This window comes from Brevundimonas sp. SL161, from assembly GCF_049896985.1.
Classification (GTDB): domain Bacteria; phylum Pseudomonadota; class Alphaproteobacteria; order Caulobacterales; family Caulobacteraceae; genus Brevundimonas.
In genome coordinates, this window is record NZ_JAFCVJ010000006.1 from 34,749 (window position 1) to 49,947 (window position 15,199).

Sequence of the window (15,199 nt, forward strand, 5' to 3'; positions counted from 1 at the left end):
GAACAAACAACCTGTGGCTAAGTCTCTTCTGCGGGTTTCAAATGGAGGGTGTGATGAGAGTTTGGATGACAACAGGCGTCGCCTTCGCAGCGTTGCTGACCTTGACGGCTTGCGGCAACGGGGATTCAGCGGTCGAAACGCGGGATCGAACGACAGAGGGGGCCGACGTTAGCCTGACATCGGGCGCGGGGTCTTCGACCGGAACAAGCTCGTCGGACACGGACGGGGCCGAGACGACGGTCCTGACCGCAAACCGCCGCGAGACGGTCGATGAGAAGATCCAGCGCCTCTACGACCGCAACGGCGCGGACTTTGGCTCGCGGTCGGCCGAAGACTTTCTGGACAAGATCACCGCTTTCACGTCGCGGCCGCCTGCCGGTACGGACACGGCGACGCGTCCAAACGGTGACACCCTGCTTTATCAGGCCTCGACCAACACCTTCGCCGTCGTGGCGCGGGACGGCACGGCGCGCACCATGTTCAAGCCCGACGACGGCCCGACCTATTGGGCTGTCCAGAAGGCTGCGGCCCCAACCTTCGGCCAGCGGCGATCCCAAAACTGACGGCCGGGGCGTCGGGACGCATCGGGCGATGGCGGCCTGAACGGAAGCCTAGGCCTCTTCGGGCTTGCCGGTCATCTCGCGGATCATGTCCAGAGCCAACTTCTGCTGACGGCTGGACAGTTGCGGGGCCAACCGCGCGATCTCGATGGTGTATCGGGTCGAGGGGAAGTCGTGATCGAAGGCGGCCGCGCCAGCCTCGCCCTCCGCCATTCCCGGTTGAGCACTCAACCCCTGGAAGAAGTATCCGACGTCCACCTTGAAGAAGCGAGCGATGTCCCACAGCTTGGACGCCGAGATGCGATTGGCGCCCTTCTCGTATTTCTGGATCTGCTGGAAGGTCAGTCCCAGCGCCCGACCCAGGTCGCTTTGATTATAACCCAGGCTGATGCGCTTCTCGCACACCCGTCTGCCCACATGGCGGTCCACCGGGTGGGGACCATCCTCGCCGACACCTCTAACCATTGCTCGTCATACGCCTTGATTGAAACCGGCGACCTCATGCGCTCGTCCGGCCAAGCTGTCATCTGATTTCTGGGAAATGAAGATTACACCGACGCCACGCCCGCGACTGCGATTGTAGGTCACAACGAGACATCCCCTGACCTCAACGCCTTGATCGATTCGACGGCTCTCTCAGCACGGTCTTCGGGCGGCTTTGAAGCAGCGCGCGCAGGGACTGTGACCTTGCGGCCCAACCCGTCTTCTCTGGTCAAGCTGGAGCGCTTCTCATCTGTGGACCGCCCGGCGCGCCCTGACGAACAAGATCGCCGCCGGCGCCACCCCGCCAAGCACCAGCAGCCAGAAAAACAGGTCGCCGACCCGGCCGTAGGGGGTGATCCCCACCGGTTGCGGCAACAGGGCGTCGATGACCCCGCTCTCGCCGGGGTCCAGTCGCCGTCCGTCGATGACCCGGCCCCAGGGATCGATCATGGCCGAAACCCCCGTGGGCGTCGCCCGCACCACCGGAAGACCTGTTTCGATGGCGCGATAGCTGGCGAGGTTGAGGTGCTGGATCGGTCCCGAGGTCGCGCCGAACCAGGCGTCGTTGGACACGTTGACGATCCATTCAGGCCTGCCGCCCGCGCCCGGCGTGAACCCCGGATACAGACTTTCATAGCAGATCAGAGGCTGGACCCTGGGCGCGTTCGGCAGGTCGATCGGCGTCGGGAGGGGGCCCGGGCTGAAGTCGGCGGGCATATGCACCAGGCTGCGCACGCCGATCGCGCCCATCAAACCGCCCAGCGGCAGGAACTCGCCGAACGGGACCAGCCGGTATTTGTCATAGACGGCGGTGACTCTCAGCCCGGCGGCGCCTTCATCGGCCATGGCGAACAGGCTGTTGTAGTACCGCGCTCGGCCATCGGGCCCTACCTCGCCCCGGGGCAATCCCATCAGCAGGGTCTGGCCCGGCTGGACGGCCCGCGCGATGGCCGAGCCGTCAGGTGAGTTGGGTGCGAAGACGTCGTTGAAACTGGCCGGCAAGGCCCCTTCAGGCCAGACGATCACATCGGGTTCGGCCGCGCCCGCGCGAGCGGTCAGATTGACGTAACGATCGACGATGGAGCGGTAGGTCTCCGGCGACCATTTGGACTCCTGCTGCACGTCGGCCTGGACGATGCGGACCAGGGTGTCGGTGTCGCGCACCTGCGCTCCGGCCAGCCGGACTGTACCGCCGATGACCAGGGCGGAGAGGATGACGATGCCGGTCAGGGCGACGCCCGCCCGCGCCTTGCGGGACCCTGGCGAGAACAGGGGGGCAAACGCGCAGGTCGCCGCGACCGTCACGAACCCCAGCCCGTAGACCCCGACCACTGCCGCAAACTGGGAGCCCGCCGAACCGGCGGCCCAACTGGCCCCCGCCGGGTTCCACGGGAAGCCCGTCAACACATGGCCGCGCAGCCATTCCAGCAGGGCGAAACAGGCAGCGAAAAACAGGACGCGGAGCAAGCCATCCGGCGCGAACCGGCGATATAGGGCCGTCGCCATCCCCCAGAACAGGCCGATACCGGCAGGTAACAGGCTGGCGGCGAACGGCGCCATCCAGGCCTGGGCCGGGTCGACAAGGAAGGCCTCGGCGACCCACCAACAGCCGACGCCGAAATAGCCGAACCCGGCCAGCCAGCCCATCCAGAAGGCGCCGCGCACCGACCCCGACCGTTCGGCGAGCAGCATCAGAAGCGGATAGCCCAACAGGCCGGGCAAGATACCGAATGGGGGATGCGCCAGGGCCGCCCCGATGCCGGCGATCAGCGCCAGGCCGATACGGGCCAGACGCCCATCCAGGGCCCGGTTCAGGGCGTCGCTGGATTTCTGGAGAAGCTCAGTCGTCATGCGGGAGCGTGTATGGGTCGGATACGCCAAGGCTGGCAAGGATCACGCGCTCCTCTCCCTCCATGACCTCGGCCTCCGCGTCGACCTCATGGTCGCGCCCCAGCAAGTGCAGAACGCCGTGCACCACCAGATGGGTCAAATGATTGCGCAGGGTCTTGGACTGTTCCCCGGCCTCAGCCGCGCAGACGCCGTAGGCCAGGACGATGTCGCCAAGCGGCGTCGGACCGGCGACGCCGGGCATTTCGGCGGCCGGGAAGGACAGGACGTTGGTCGGCCTGTCCTTGCCCCGGAACCGGTCGTTCAGGTCGCGCACCGTTTCGTCGTCGGTCAGCAGGATAACGATGCCACCCTCTCTATCGCCCAGAGCCGCCACCGCCGCCCGTTCGACCACGGCCTCGACCTCGTCGATGGCGTCGGTCCAGTCCCCGGCCTCGACCTCGACCTCGACCTCGATCATCGCGCCGGGTCTTCCAAGTCGGGCGCCGAGCGACCCGTCGCCGCGTCGGCGTCATAGGCGCGCACTATCCGCTCGACCATGGCATGACGCACCACGTCCTGGGCCTCGAATTCCAGAACCCCCACCCCCTTCACGTCGCGCAGGATGCGCAGCGCATGGGCGAGGCCCGAGTCACGCGGGTTCAGGAGGTCGATCTGCGAGGGGTCGCCGGTGACCACCATCCGCGCCCCCTCCCCAAGACGGGTCAGGACCATCTTCATCTGCAGACGACTGGTGTTCTGCGCCTCGTCGACGATGACGAAGGCATGGCTGAGGGTGCGGCCTCGCATGAAGGCGATCGGGGCGGCCTCGATCTCGCCCTTGTCGCGCCGACGCTGCACATCCTCGGCGCCGAGAATGTCGTTCAGCGCCTCCCAGATCGGAGCCAGATAGGGATCGACCTTTTCGTTCAGGTCGCCGGGCAGGAAGCCCAGCTTTTCGCCCGCCTCGACCGCTGGCCGGGTGATGACCAGCCGGTCCACCTGTCCCCGACGCAGAAGCGACGCCCCGTACGCGGCCGCGAGGAAGGTTTTGCCTGTCCCCGCCGGACCGACGCCGAAACTCAATTCGTGGTTGGCCAGGGTGTCCAGATAGCGCGCCTGAGCGTCCGTCTTGGGGACGATGGCGCCGCGCTTGCCGATAGGCAGTGCCATGGGATCGACGCGGCGCCCGCCGCCGGTCACCCCGGTGCGGGCCGAGCCGATGCCGGCGCGCACGTCCGCCTCGTTGACCTCGGCGCCCTTCGCTGCGCGTAGGGCCAGACCCTCGATCACCTGTTTGGCGCTGGCCCGGTCGCGAGCCCCGCCGTTGATCGAGATTCCGCCGCCGGGCGCCTCGATCAACACCTTGAAGGCATCCTCGATCAGGGCGACGTGGCGGCTGTTCGGCCCGATGACCGCCCGCAGCGACTCGTCGTCCAACGCAAGAAACTCGGATTCACGCGCCAACAAGCACACCTTTCAGACTGTTCTGGCTACCCTGCTCGATCTTCACCGGAACGATCCGGCCGAGCAGATGATCCGCGCCGGAGACATGCACGGATTGCAGATATGGGGATCGCCCGACCGCCTGCCCAGGATGGCGGCCCTTGCGGTCGAACAAGACGTTCAGCGTCCGCCCCGTCTGCGCTTCGTTGAAGGCCACCTGCTGTTCGGTCAGGAGGTCCTGCAGCGCCTTTAGCCGGTCCTTCATCACCGCGGAGGGCACCTGGCCCGGCATGGTCGAGGCCGGAGTGCCCGGCCGGGCCGAATACATGAAAGAGAAACACGCCGCGTAGTTCACCTGACGCACCAGATCGAGGGTGTCCTCAAACTCCCGGTCTGTTTCGCTGGGAAAGCCGACGATCATTTCGCCGGCGAGCGCAAGGTCCGGCCGCGCCTCGCGGATGCGCCCGATCAGGTCGACGTATTTCTGGCGCCCGTGCTTCCGGTTCATCAACCGCAGGATCCGGTCCGACCCCGCCTGCACCGGCAGATGCAGATAGGGCATCAGGGCCTCGACCTCGGCGTGCGCGGCGATCAGGTCGTCGGACATGTCGTTGGGGTGGCTGGTCGTATAGCGGATGCGATCGAGGCCGGGGATGTCCGCCAGCGCCCGCGCCAGCTTCGCCAGGGTCCAGACCTTTCCGTCCGCGCCCTCCCCGTCATAGGCGTTGACGTTCTGGCCCAGCAGGGTGACCTCGCGTACGCCCTGGTCCGCCAGACCGCGCGCCTCAGCCAGAACGTCGGTGACCGGCCGCGACCATTCAGCGCCGCGCGTATAGGGGACGACGCAGAAGCTGCAGAACTTGTCGCACCCCTCCTGCACCGTCAGGAAGGCGGTGTAGCCCTTGACCCCGCGCATCGACGGGCCGCCCGCGTTCAGGGCGTCAAACTTTTCGTTGGGCGCGAAGTCCGCGCCGATCCGCTCGCCGCGCGACCGCGCCGTGCGCGTCAGCAGTTCCGGAAGCTGGTGATAGGCCTGGGGTCCGACGACGATGTCGACCGCCGGTTGGCGCAGCATGATCTCCTCACCCTCGGCCTGGGCGACGCAGCCGGCGACGGCGATCGTCATCCGCGCCTCGCCGCGTGCGATCTTGCGCTCACGCAGTTCCCGCATCTTGCCGAGCTCGGAATAGATCTTCTCGGCCGCCTTCTCGCGGATATGGCAGGTATTCAGGATGACGAAATCGGCGGCTTCGACCTCGTCGGTCGTGGCGTAGCCCAGCGGGCGCAGGACATCGGCCATTCGTTCCGAGTCATAGACGTTCATCTGGCAGCCGTAGGTCTTGATGAACAGCCGCTTGGGCCCCGGGATCGGGGCGGCGGAAGTGTCAACCTCCGGAGCAGTCAGGATCGCGGACATGACGCGCTCCTCGGTGTCGCGCCAAGGGCCTGCAAGATCACGAAGCCGGCAAGGATCAGGACAGCTGGCCGGGATCGACGCGAGCAGCGTTGCGCGTGTAGATCAGGCCCTCGCGCTTGGACGGCTCGGCGCCTTCAATGGCCTTGCCGTAAAGCTCCAGCTTGTGCCCGACCAGTTCGAAGCCGAGGCGTTCGGCGATCTCGGTCTTCAGCCGTTCGATCTCGGCGTCGAAGAACTCGATGACTTCGCCGGTTCTGGTGTCGATCAGGTGATCGTGGTGATCGTCGCCGGCCTCTTCATAGCGGCTGCGGCCGTCGCCGAAGTCGTGCTTCTCGACCACGCCCGCCTCTTCAAACAGTCGCACGGTGCGATAGACGGTGGCGATCGAGATGTGCGGATCGATGGCGGAGGCGCGGCGGTACAGCTCCTCCACGTCGGGGTGATCCTCGGCGCTGCCGAGAACGCGGGCGATCACCCGGCGCTGTTCGGTCATGCGCATGCCGCGCTCGGCGCAGAGTTTTTCAATCCGGTCCATGGGCTGTGAAGATAGAGGGGCGAACCCCCCGTGGGAAGCCGTTCAGACCAAGTTGAGAACCAGAAGCAGGGCATCTGCGGCCGGGCCGTCCGCACGCGGATAATAGCGCGGTCGTCGTCCCGCCGCCTCGAAGCCAAGCGCGCCGTAGAGGGAGCGGGCTGGAGCATTGTCCTCGGCCACTTCCAGGAACATCCGCGTCACGCCTATCGCGGCCGCGCGAACCGTCGCGTTACGGAGCAGACGGGCGCCCAAGCCCTTCCGGCGGGCGGCGGGCCGGACGGCCAGAGTTAGAATCTCCGCTTCGTCGGCGACGGTGCGGATCAGGACGAAACCGTCCGCGTCGCCTTCCAGAAAGACGCCGGCCTGACCCAGAAGTTCGGCGAAGGCCGTCGCGGGCCACGGCGTGTCGAACGCTGCCGCGTGCAGGCCAGCGAGCCCTCGGGCCAGATCGCCCGGATCGGCCACGGTCGTCATGCGCCCGAGACGACGGGGCGTGCCTGACCGGGCAGGCGCGTCGGCGGGGTCGCGTCGGGCGCGCGCAGATAGAGGGGGCTCGGCGGATGGTTCGCGGGGTCGAGCGCAACGGTCAGGGCGGCGAGTGCGGCCGGGTCGGGCGCGGTCACTGTCGAAACCTCGCCTCCGACCAGGGTCGCACCCGACCCTGTGATGCGCCAGGACCGGTCGGCGAGGCGCGCGATGGCGTCTTCCAGCGACACGGCCTCCGGCTCCGACGCCGGGTGACCTGTCTCAAACAGCTGCAGATAGACCTGCCCCCGGCGAGCATCGATCACAGCCGCCGTCGCTCCCTGTCCGCCATCGGCGGACCAGGCCAGGGCAGCCAGGGTCGATACGCCGACAACCGGCTGACCGAGCGCCGCGCCGAGTCCCTGGGCGAAGGCCAGTCCGACCCGCAGGCCGGTGAACGAACCAGGGCCGACGGTGACGCCGATCCGATCCAGCGCTTCGAACCCGCCGCCGGCCTCCGCCACCGCGTCGCGGACGAAACCGCCCAGCCGTTCGGAGTGACCGCGGGCCATGACCTCGGACCGCAGGCCCAGGGCGCGGCCCTCCTCGAACACTGCAGCGGTGCAGGCGTCCAGCGCCGTGTCGATGACCAGCACCCTCATCGGGCGCACCCGATCAGGACGCGGGCGCCAGGGCCTCGGTGATCCGCGCCAGGGCCTGTCTCAGGGTTCGATCGCGGATCAGCGGGAAGGCGGCGGCCACAGCTCGCCCTTCGGGCGTCGCGGTCATGACACGCAGACGTGACAGGTCGTCGCTCTCCGACGCGCGATCCGGAAACAGCGCGCCCGGCGCGACCCCCAGGGCGATTGCGATGTCGTTCAGACGCGACGCCGAGACCCGGTTGGCCCCCGACTCGTATTTCTGGACCTGTTGCGGGCTGACGCCGAGCCGTTGAGACAGGGCCGTCTGCGACAGACCCAAGGCCGCACGCCGCGCCGCAATGCGCTGTCCGACCAGGGCGTCGATGGCGGCGGGCGAACGGGGCATGCGGGCGGCTCCGGCTTTGCTGCTGACCGGATCGTTTCATGTCGCCGCGCAAAATGCAACCTTTTCGTTTCATTCCTCCAGCCTCGCGCGGACAGCCGCCACCCGGGATACCGAGTTGCGGTCCAGACTGGTCTCGGCCCCCAGTCCGGCCGGACCGCCCTTCACATACAGCCGGTCGCCGTCGGCGCTCTGGTACAGCCGGACCAGTCGCGTCCCGTCCGCCAGATCGATGACGCAGCCCTGGTCCCGGCGCGGCCAGCGGCCCGGATCGAACTCCAGCACCACCCCGGACGCGGCCCAGGGCGCGAGGTCGTCGTTTGAAAGCTGCATCCGTTCGGTCGCTTTGGCATGCCGCCCGGGCGGCGGACTGAAGGCACGGCCGAGGCTTTCGACGCCGGTCGCTGGCGGTGCAGGCGACGGACCTTCCCGCACCAGTATCAGGGCGAGATCCTCGGGTGTCGCGTCCAGGGCGCCCGTCAGGCGGCGCTGGACATCGGGGCGAAACAGGCCCGGCCGTTTGCCGCTTTCATAGAGACCCCAGCCCTGGCTGGTCATGCCGATGCGGGCGCCGGCCTCCGCCTGACTGAGGCCGACGGCGCGGCGCAGGGTCGCCAGTCCCTCGCCGAGGGCGGCGGCGTCCGAGTCGGATGCGAAGCGGGCCATGCCGGATTGTGCCTCAGACGCCAGTGTCAGGCGAGACGGAAACGTTTCACGTCGCTCAAGCAGCAGATGACCGTGTCGCAAGCGATTGCGGTCAGAAACGGGCGATCGGCGGGCCCCTAGATGACCTGTTCGACGCTGGTCACTTCGGGGACGTAGTGTTTCATCATCTGCTCGACCCCGGCCTTCAGCGTCATGGCCGAGGAGGGGCAACCGGCGCAGGCGCCGCGCATGCGCAAGCGCAGGATCCCGCTTTCCTCGTCGAAGGCGTCAAACAGGATGTCGCCGCCGTCCTGGGCCACGGCGGGGCGGATGCGGCTGTCGAGCAGAGCCTTGATCTCGGCCACGATCTCAGTGTCCTCGGCGCCGTCATCGACGCTCTTCTCGCCGTCGCGCAGCAGGGGCGCGCCGGAGACGAAATGATCCATGATCACAGACAGGATCTCCGGCTTCATCTCCGACCAGTCGCGGCCGTGTTCGACCTTCGTCACCGAGACATAGTCGGCGCCGAAGAAGACGCCGGAGACGTCCTCCAGGGTGAACAGAGCCTCGGCGAGCGGCGAGGCCGTCGCCTGATCGATCGACAGGAACTCGCGCGAACCGCCGGGGGCCACATCGCGACCGGGCAGGAACTTCAGTGCGTTCGGGTTCGGGGTCGGTTCGGTCTGGATGAACATGGGCTGGAGATGCGCTCGACTGGGGCGGTACGCAAGGGCGGCTCCGTGCGCGTCAGACTCGAACAACGGAGTGTGGATCGTTCGTAGAATCTGGTCGGTCCGCACTCCAAAACACCGTCCGAAGCGTCCGATGCGTCCGCCCATTGATCTTTCGCGCGAGGAAGGAGAGGGGGCCGCAACTCCAAAAAGAGAGTCGACAGAGTCGACAGACTCGACATCGGGCGGCTGGCTGGCTGGCTGGCGATGTCAAAGACCGGCAGCAGTGTCTCACGGTTTTCGACGGCGGCTGGAATAGAGCTCTATTTCAGGACCGGCCTTTGTTTTCAAAGATGCAATGCGGGCGTCCGTTGATGGGTATGGCGCCTTTTCCCTCCCACTCGGAGGAGGGTCGTCGCGGAGCGACGGGGTGGGCAGGGCAGGCCGATGCGGATGCAGGCCTGTGAGGTTTGCCTTGCCGGCCCCGCCCGGTCTCCGCTTCGCTTCAACCGCCCTCCGGGCAGGGGGAGGGAGAAGGTGTTGTGCTTGAACATGATCGTTTGCCGGACTCGCGAAGCGGTTCCTCCTCAGCCGATCAGGCTCTACGCCAGATCCTCGATCTCGGCGTCGGTCAGCTCTCCCGGCACGATGGTGACCGGTAGTTTGCGCCCGCCGAAGGCGGCGCCCTGTTTCAGCACCGCCGACACCAGAGGACCCGGACCCCGGCTGCCGGTCCCGGCGGCCAGGACCAGGATCTTGATCTCAGGATCGTCGCCGCAGACCTTGCGGATGGCCGCCTGGGGCTCGCCCTCCTCGATCAGGAAGACCGGCTGGGCCCCCGAGCGTTCCTGCGCCTCTTCGCCCAGCCGGTTCAGAAGCGCTTCGGCCTCGGCCCGCTGCTGGCGCTGGATTTCGTCGCGCACCCCGGCCCAGTGCTCGTCCGACCCCCCCGGAATGATCCGCAGAAGGGCCACCCTGCCGCCGGTCGACCGCGCCCGGCGCGAGGCATAGCGCAGGGCCGCCTCGAACTCGGGGCTGTCGTCAACGACGACGAGAAACTTCCGGGCCATCAAAGCGCGCCCACGACCTGGCGGATCTGGCCATTGGCGATGGTCAGTTTGGCGAAGGTCCAGCCCGTGCCCGAGGCCTCGATCTCGTCCACGGCGGCGCGAACGCCTTCGACCACGGCCTGACGCGGTCCGATCCAGGCGTCCACGGCCGCTTCGGCGGTCGACTCGGTGTCGCCCACCGCCGGTTCGGAGGCCAGAGCCACCGCGCGGGTGAGGGCGACCTGTTCGGCCATCAGGTCCTCGATCAGGCGACGCACGGCCAGGCGGTCGAAATGATCGCCCGACGGCACGGCGCCGGCCGCGGCGCGCAGGCGGTCGAAGTCGAAGGCCGCGCCCACCTGGTGATAGAGGCGCGCCATCCGGGGCTCGGACCAGCCGGCGTCCCTCGCCAGATCACCGACGTCGGCCGTGGCGACCAGGGGACGCAGCATGGAGATGGTCTGGGCAAGGGCCTCGCCCACCCCCATGCCGGCGAACAACTTCAGCCGATTGGCCAGACGCCCCTGTTCGAAGCGCGACAGGACATCACCGCCCGCGCCCCGCAGAGCATCGGCCGCCGGGCGATAGGCCTCGATCAGTCCCTGGACCGTCGCCCCCGCCTTGCCTGCGCGACGGGCCAGCCAGAAGGTCTGGCGCCGCAGGACGGTAGAGATTTCCAGATAGAGGGCCGTCTGGGTCTCGGCCGGGACCGTGAGGTCCAGCACACTGACCGCGTCCCAGGCCTCGTCGAGGCGGAAGACCCGCCGCGCGGCCTCGAAGGCGATGACCAGGGCCGTCGTGTCACACCCGGCCGCTGCCCGCACGCGATCGGGGAAGGTCGGACCCGTCATGTTGACGATCTCGTTGCACAGAACCGTGGCCACGATCTCGCGCCGCAGCCGGTGGCCGCGCATCTGCTCCTCGAACCGGGCCAGGGGTTCGGGGAAGTAGCGGACCAGGGTCTCCTCGAAGAACGGATCCTCCGGCGCCTTCGAGGCCACGATCTCATCGGCGAGTTCGAGCTTGGAGTAGGCCATCAGCACGGCCAACTCCGGCCGGGTCAGGGCCAGGCCCGCCAACTTCATCTCGCCGATGCGGACGTCACCCGGGAGACCCTCGACCTTGCGGTCCAGTTTGCCCCGCGCGGTCAACGCCTGCATGAAGCGCTGCTGGGTGTCGAGCGCGCCGGCCCCCTCAGCCTGCTGCAGGGTCAGGGCCAGGGTCTGGTCGTAGTTGTGGGCCAGGACCTTCAGCCCGACCTCTTCGGTCATCGAGGCCAGAAGGGGCACGCGCTCCGCCAGAGGCAGGACGCCGTTGGTGACCGCCGAGCCGATCAGGATCTTGATGTTGACCTCGTGGTCGGAGGTGTCGACCCCGGCCGAGTTGTCGATGGCGTCGGTATTGATGCGTCCGCCACCGGCCGCGAAGGCGATCCGCCCCGCCTGGGTGAAGCCGAGGTTGGCCCCCTCTCCCACCACCTTGACCCGCAGTTCGTCAGCGTTGATGCGCAGGGCGTCGGTGCCCTTGTCCCCGACCTGGGCATCCGTCTCGAGCGCGGACTTCACATAGGTGCCGATGCCGCCGAGATAGAGCAGCTCCGCCGGCGCCTTCAGGATGGCGCGGATCAGGCTGACGGGGTCCAGGGCCGTCTCGGTGATGTCGAGGGCGGCGCGGATCTCCGGGGTCAGTTCAATCGACTTGGCCGAGCGCGAGAAGACCCCGCCCCCGGTGGAAATCTTCGCCTTGTCATAGTCCTGCCAGGACGAGCGCGGCAGGGCGAACAGGCGGTTCCGCTCTTCCCACGACGGGGCCGGGTCCGGGGTCGGGTCGATGAAGATGTCGCGGTGGTCGAAGGCGGCGACCAGTTTCGAGGCCCTGGATAGCAGGAGGCCGTTGCCGAACACGTCGCCCGACATGTCGCCGACGCCGACCACGGTGAAGGGCTCGGTCTGGATGTCCTTGCCGATCTCGCGGAAGTGGCGCTTGACCGCCTCCCAGGCGCCCCGCGCCGTGATGCCCATGGCCTTGTGGTCGTAGCCGACCGACCCGCCCGAGGCGAAGGCGTCGTCGAGCCAGAAACCGTAGTCGGCCGAGACCCCGTTAGCGATGTCGGAGAAGGTCGCCGTCCCCTTGTCAGCGGCCACGACCAGATAGGGATCGTCCCCCTCGAAGGCGACGACGTTGGCGGGATGGATGACATTGCCGTCGGCGGCGATGTTGTCGGTGATGTCCAGCAGGCCCGACAGGAAGGTCTTGTAGGCGCGGATGGCCTCGGCCTGCTGGGCGTCGCGATCGCCGCCGGCGCGCACGATACCCGACAGGTATTTCGGGAAGAAGCCGCCCTTGGAGCCGACTGGCACGATGACGGCGTTCTTGACCTGCTGGGCCTTCACCAGACCCAGGACCTCGGTGCGGAAATCGTCGCGGCGGTCCGACCAGCGCAGGCCCCCGCGCGCGACCGGGCCGAAGCGCAGGTGGACGCCCTCGATGTGCGGCGCCCAGACGAAGATCTCGCGATAGGGTTTGGGCAGGGGCAGGTCGTCGAGTTCGCGCGAGGCGATCTTGATCGAGATGTGCGGCTTGAAGCCGCCATCGGCCGTCGCCTGGTAATAGTTGGTGCGCTTGATCGCCCCGACCAGGGCCATCATCCGGCGCAGCGCCCGGTCATGGTCCAGCGACTTCACGTCCATCAGCAGGGCGTTGATCTTGTCCGTCAGTTCGGTGCACGCCGACGCACGATCATCGGCCGGACCCCCGTGAGCCGGGTCGAATTTGCAGGCGAAGAAGGACAGAAGGGCGCGGGCGATGGCGGGATAGTCGCGCAGCGCCTCTTCCTGCAACGCCTGGGAGGGATCGAGACCCGTCTGCTGGCGATAACGGGCCAGGGTGCGGATCAGGGCGGCCTCGCGCCAGCCGACGCCGAGTTCGAGCACCAGACGGTTGAAACCGTCGCTCTCGGTCTGGCCGGACCAGACGGCCGAGAAGGCCACTTCGAACGGGCCCTTGATGTCGCCGAACTCGAGCGCTGCGCCGCGCGGATCCTCCAGCAGGAATTCGTGAACGTGGATTTCCTGGGCCGAGCCGGTCTGGCCGGCGGGCCGGATGGCGTGGCCGAATTCCTCCAGCGTCTTCAAACCCATATCGGCCAGGACCGGCAGAACGTCGGACAAGGGCACCGCCGCGCCGCGACGATAGAGTTTGAAACGGAATTGCAGCGGGCTGTCGTCGGCATGGCGGAAGGCGCGCACGGCGACAGGTTCGCCGACGGTCGTGTCGCCCGTCTCGTTCAGGCGATCGATTTCCTGCAGGTCATTGACCGCCTCTGCGGCGTCGTAGCGATCCCGGTAGCCCGGTCCGAAGGCTTCGGCCCAGCGGGCGCTCATGGAGCCGATCTGGCTGTCGTCGACCTCGGCGGCGCGGAGTGCGCCCTCGAAGCGATCGACCCAGCTGCGGCCGGTCTCGATGATCTCGGCGTCCAGAGCCCGCGCGTCCGGAGTCGGATGATCGCCGGGGGTCACGCCGATGATGTAGTGGATGCGCACCAGGGGCGCGTCCGACAGCTGCGGATACCAGGCCGACAGACGTCCGCCCCAGGCCCGGGCCAGGATGCGGCCGATCCGCTCGCGCACCCCGGCGTCGAACCGCTCGCGCGGCACGAAGGCGAGGACGGAAACAAACCGGTCGAACGGGTCTTTGCGGGTGAAGATCTTGATCCGGGGCCGGTCGAACAGGTGCAGGATGCCCAGAGCCGTCGTCAGCAGCTCGTCTTCCGAAATCTGGAAGAGTTCGTCCCGGGGATAATTCTCCAGGATGTTCTTCAACCGCTTCTCGTTGTGACTGCCGGGCGCCTTTCCGGCGCGGTCGAGGACCTTGGCGACCTTCCTGCGGATCAGCGGCACCTGTGACGGCGGTCGGTCATAGGCCTCGGCGGTGAACAGGCCGACGAAGCGGGTCTCGCCCGAAGGACGGCCGTCGTCGCCGTACCGTTTGACGCCGACGTAATCCATATAGGCGCGGCGATGGACGCGGCTGCGCAGATTGGCCTTGGCCACGGTGACCGGATCCGACAGGTCGATCTGGCGCTTCATCTGGGCGGTCAGGACGGCGGGCTCCGAGGTGCGCCTCAGAACCGTCCGCTCGGGATCGCGCAGGACGCCGACGCCGGCGGCGGACTGGTCCAGCGGGGCCTCGGCCGCATAGCCGCCGTCCGAGGTGCGCGGATAGTCGTAGTCGCGGGCGCCCAGGAAGACGAAGGCGTCGTCGTTGAGCGAGCGCAGGAACTCCAGGTTCTCGGCCACGATCTCCGGGTCGATGCCGCCTGGGCAGGCTTCCAGATGGGCGATCGAGCGCGCCATCAGTTCGTTCATGGCCGGGTAGTCGGCGACGGCGGTGTGCACGTCGGCCAGGGTCTGTTCGACGCCGGCCTTGAGCGCCTCGCGGCGTTCGGGCGGCAGGGGATCGATGACAAGGACGATCAGGGATTCCCGGGCGTCGGCGGCGGCCTTGCGCGTGCCGTCAGCCTGTCGGGCCAGATTCAGGACCGGGTGGAACAGGGCGCGGACCGAAACGCCGGTGTCCGCCAGTTCGCCCATGACGCTGTCGACCAGGAAGGGCCTGTCGTCCTGAACGATGCGAAGGACGTCATAGGGGGTCGCGCGGCCCCCGGCGGCGGACAACGGCTGGACCAGAACCCGGGATTCGCCTGGCGTCCTGCGTTCAGCCCAGCGCCAGGCGTCGGCCAGAACGGCGCCGACGTCTTCTCCCGCCAGCTCCGGCGTCTCGTCCTCGGCGTAGTCTTCCCAGGACTGGGTGACGAAAGACTGCTCCAGCCCGTCCAGGGTCCCTCCGCCTCCCAGAGCCTCCGCGAAGGCCCGTTGCAGCGCCTCCGGGCTGGAGGGCTGGGAGGAGGTGCGGAGGTCGCCGGGCATGGGCAGGGTCTCGAAAGGCGCGGCAGGGCCGCCAGGGTCTGGACCGGACGCTATCGATCGATTGTTACTGCGGTATCACCAAGACGACGCGTCCCGTCCCTGATGGCTGGATAGGCCGGTCCGCGCGGC

At 67.8% G+C, this 15,199-nt stretch carries 14 protein-coding genes; 1 reads left to right on the forward strand and 13 read right to left on the reverse strand.

Translation table 11 applies throughout. The annotated features are described in order from the left end of the window. Positions 1 to 53: 53 nt before the first annotated feature. Positions 54 to 563, forward strand: coding sequence for an S-type pyocin family protein (locus ACP7AU_RS06600; protein WP_426050913.1), 510 nt, complete (start codon positions 54 to 56; stop codon positions 561 to 563). 48 nt (positions 564 to 611) lie between these two features. Here ACP7AU_RS06600 and ACP7AU_RS06605 read toward each other — a convergent pair whose 3' ends face one another. The 13 genes from ACP7AU_RS06605 to ACP7AU_RS06665 form a co-directional block, all read right to left on the reverse strand. Then, positions 612 to 1,025, reverse strand: coding sequence for a helix-turn-helix domain-containing protein (locus ACP7AU_RS06605; RefSeq protein ID WP_425990409.1), 414 nt, complete (start codon positions 1,023 to 1,025; stop codon positions 612 to 614). 264 nt (positions 1,026 to 1,289) lie between these two features. Then, on the reverse strand, positions 1,290 to 2,894 hold the full coding sequence (gene lnt, locus ACP7AU_RS06610) for an apolipoprotein N-acyltransferase (RefSeq protein ID WP_426038501.1): 1,605 nt from the start codon (positions 2,892 to 2,894) through the stop codon (positions 1,290 to 1,292). Next, positions 2,884 to 3,351, reverse strand: a complete 468-nt coding sequence (gene ybeY, locus ACP7AU_RS06615; protein WP_426050914.1) for an rRNA maturation RNase YbeY — start codon at positions 3,349 to 3,351, stop codon at positions 2,884 to 2,886. The genes lnt and ybeY overlap by 11 nt, the downstream gene beginning before the upstream one ends. Next, positions 3,348 to 4,337 carry a PhoH family protein gene (locus ACP7AU_RS06620; protein ID WP_426050915.1) on the reverse strand — a complete coding sequence of 330 codons (990 nt, stop codon included), beginning with the start codon at positions 4,335 to 4,337 and terminating at the stop codon, positions 3,348 to 3,350. Before ACP7AU_RS06620 ends, ybeY begins: the two co-directional genes overlap by 4 nt. After that, positions 4,327 to 5,733: a tRNA (N6-isopentenyl adenosine(37)-C2)-methylthiotransferase MiaB gene (gene miaB / locus ACP7AU_RS06625; protein ID WP_426050916.1), complete on the reverse strand. Its 1,407-nt coding sequence runs from the start codon at positions 5,731 to 5,733 to the stop codon at positions 4,327 to 4,329. The genes ACP7AU_RS06620 and miaB overlap by 11 nt, the downstream gene beginning before the upstream one ends. Before the next feature lie 55 nt (positions 5,734 to 5,788). Further along, positions 5,789 to 6,268, reverse strand: a complete 480-nt coding sequence (locus ACP7AU_RS06630) for a Fur family transcriptional regulator (protein WP_426038504.1) — start codon at positions 6,266 to 6,268, stop codon at positions 5,789 to 5,791. A 42-nt stretch (positions 6,269 to 6,310) separates the two neighbouring features. Continuing rightward, positions 6,311 to 6,742: a ribosomal protein S18-alanine N-acetyltransferase gene (rimI, locus tag ACP7AU_RS06635; protein WP_426038505.1), complete on the reverse strand. Its 432-nt coding sequence runs from the start codon at positions 6,740 to 6,742 to the stop codon at positions 6,311 to 6,313. Continuing rightward, a complete protein-coding gene (gene tsaB, locus ACP7AU_RS06640) occupies positions 6,739 to 7,395 on the reverse strand; it encodes a tRNA (adenosine(37)-N6)-threonylcarbamoyltransferase complex dimerization subunit type 1 TsaB (RefSeq protein ID WP_426038506.1) in 657 nt (218 codons plus the stop codon). Before tsaB ends, rimI begins: the two co-directional genes overlap by 4 nt. Before the next feature lie 13 nt (positions 7,396 to 7,408). Further along, positions 7,409 to 7,780, reverse strand: a complete 372-nt coding sequence (locus ACP7AU_RS06645; RefSeq protein WP_426038507.1) for a helix-turn-helix domain-containing protein — start codon at positions 7,778 to 7,780, stop codon at positions 7,409 to 7,411. 69 nt (positions 7,781 to 7,849) lie between these two features. Beyond that, positions 7,850 to 8,443, reverse strand: a complete 594-nt coding sequence (locus tag ACP7AU_RS06650) for a helix-turn-helix domain-containing protein (protein WP_426038508.1) — start codon at positions 8,441 to 8,443, stop codon at positions 7,850 to 7,852. A 116-nt stretch (positions 8,444 to 8,559) separates the two neighbouring features. Further along, positions 8,560 to 9,117 carry a NifU family protein gene (locus ACP7AU_RS06655; protein WP_426038509.1) on the reverse strand — a complete coding sequence of 186 codons (558 nt, stop codon included), beginning with the start codon at positions 9,115 to 9,117 and terminating at the stop codon, positions 8,560 to 8,562. Between the two features lie 578 nt (positions 9,118 to 9,695). Then, on the reverse strand, positions 9,696 to 10,163 hold the full coding sequence (locus tag ACP7AU_RS06660) for a universal stress protein (protein ID WP_426038510.1): 468 nt from the start codon (positions 10,161 to 10,163) through the stop codon (positions 9,696 to 9,698). Further along, positions 10,163 to 15,070, reverse strand: coding sequence for an NAD-glutamate dehydrogenase (locus ACP7AU_RS06665; protein WP_426050917.1), 4,908 nt, complete (start codon positions 15,068 to 15,070; stop codon positions 10,163 to 10,165). Before ACP7AU_RS06665 ends, ACP7AU_RS06660 begins: the two co-directional genes overlap by 1 nt. Positions 15,071 to 15,199 lie beyond the last annotated feature (129 nt).

What these genes read in the sequence shown, in the direction of transcription:
- ACP7AU_RS06650 (WP_426038508.1), bottom strand. Translation starts at nt 8,443, where the DNA reads ATGGCCCGCTTCGCATCCGACTCGGACGCCGCCGCCCTCGGCGAGGGA.
- ybeY (WP_426050914.1), bottom strand. Translation starts at nt 3,351, where the DNA reads ATGATCGAGGTCGAGGTCGAGGTCGAGGCCGGGGACTGGACCGACGCC.
- ACP7AU_RS06645 (WP_426038507.1), bottom strand. Translation starts at nt 7,780, where the DNA reads ATGCCCCGTTCGCCCGCCGCCATCGACGCCCTGGTCGGACAGCGCATT.
- ACP7AU_RS06605 (WP_425990409.1), bottom strand. Translation starts at nt 1,025, where the DNA reads ATGGTTAGAGGTGTCGGCGAGGATGGTCCCCACCCGGTGGACCGCCAT.
- rimI (WP_426038505.1), bottom strand. Translation starts at nt 6,742, where the DNA reads ATGACGACCGTGGCCGATCCGGGCGATCTGGCCCGAGGGCTCGCTGGC.
- tsaB (WP_426038506.1), bottom strand. Translation starts at nt 7,395, where the DNA reads ATGAGGGTGCTGGTCATCGACACGGCGCTGGACGCCTGCACCGCTGCA.
- ACP7AU_RS06660 (WP_426038510.1), bottom strand. Translation starts at nt 10,163, where the DNA reads ATGGCCCGGAAGTTTCTCGTCGTCGTTGACGACAGCCCCGAGTTCGAG.
- ACP7AU_RS06655 (WP_426038509.1), bottom strand. Translation starts at nt 9,117, where the DNA reads ATGTTCATCCAGACCGAACCGACCCCGAACCCGAACGCACTGAAGTTC.
- miaB (WP_426050916.1), bottom strand. Translation starts at nt 5,733, where the DNA reads ATGTCCGCGATCCTGACTGCTCCGGAGGTTGACACTTCCGCCGCCCCG.
- ACP7AU_RS06600 (WP_426050913.1), top strand. Translation starts at nt 54, where the DNA reads ATGAGAGTTTGGATGACAACAGGCGTCGCCTTCGCAGCGTTGCTGACC.
- ACP7AU_RS06665 (WP_426050917.1), bottom strand. Translation starts at nt 15,070, where the DNA reads ATGCCCGGCGACCTCCGCACCTCCTCCCAGCCCTCCAGCCCGGAGGCG.
- ACP7AU_RS06630 (WP_426038504.1), bottom strand. Translation starts at nt 6,268, where the DNA reads ATGGACCGGATTGAAAAACTCTGCGCCGAGCGCGGCATGCGCATGACC.
- lnt (WP_426038501.1), bottom strand. Translation starts at nt 2,894, where the DNA reads ATGACGACTGAGCTTCTCCAGAAATCCAGCGACGCCCTGAACCGGGCC.